We start from the raw sequence: 1,043 nt of genomic DNA on the forward strand, positions 1-1,043 counted from the left end.
GTTAACAACCTACCTTCACTCGGAGGAATTTCCACTTGATAATCATCCATTTCTTCCTTCATCTTCATTTCTATCGCTTCTTTTATACGCAGTAAATCACTTTCTTCAAAAGCACTAGTCATTAAGAAATCACTTTTCGGAAATGGAATGAAGTTTTGATGCAATTTATCTTTTTTATTATATAACGTAATAATAGGAATACGATTAATTTCAAGGTCTGACAATAATTGTTTTACTGTCTGCTCATGCCCTACATAATTAGGATCTGCTGAATCAACAACATGTAAAATAACATCCGCTTCCCCAGCTTCTTCTAACGTAGATCGAAAAGCAGCGATTAGTGACGTAGGTAAATCTTGTATAAAACCAACCGTATCAGTCAAAAGCACTGTATAACCAGAAGGTAACGGCATTTTCCTTGTCGTCGGATCTAGTGTTGCAAACAATAAGTTTTCTTCAAACGTATCAGCTTCCGTTAATCTATTAAACAACGTAGATTTCCCTGCATTTGTATACCCAATTAACGAAATTTGAAATACTTTATTATCTTTCCTTCTCTCACGATATCTTTTCCGATGTTCTACAACAACCGCAAGTTGCTTCTTTATTTCATCAATACGTGATCGAATATGACGACGGTCCGTTTCGAGCTTCGTCTCTCCCGGMCCTCTCGTACCAATTCCACCACCAAGACGTGATAAAGACAAACCTTGCCCCATAAGGCGCGGCATTGTATATTGCAACTGAGCTAACTCTACTTGAAGCTTACCCTCTCTCGATTTCGCACGTTGCGCAAAAATATCTAGTATTAACTGCGTTCGGTCAATCACTCTCGCATCTAATACTGAAGATAAATTCCGAATTTGACTTGGTGTTAACTCATTATTAAAAACAATAACAGCCGGCTCTAACTCTTCCGTCATCGCAGCAAGCTCTTCTAGTTTACCTTTTCCTATATAAGTTGCAGGATGAAACTTCGGACGCTTTTGCGTCGTTGATACTAACACTTCCGCTCGCGCAGTCTTTGCTAGCGATGCCAGTTC

The 1,043-nt window shown here is 38.9% G+C and carries 1 protein-coding gene; it reads right to left on the minus strand.

Annotated elements, in window-relative coordinates:
- On the minus strand, positions 1–1,043 hold a 1,043-nt coding region (hflX, locus tag AC1DTM_RS28190; RefSeq protein WP_477001456.1), incomplete at both ends, for a GTPase HflX.

The sequence above is a fragment of the Bacillus sp. P4_D3 genome, from assembly GCF_056401855.1.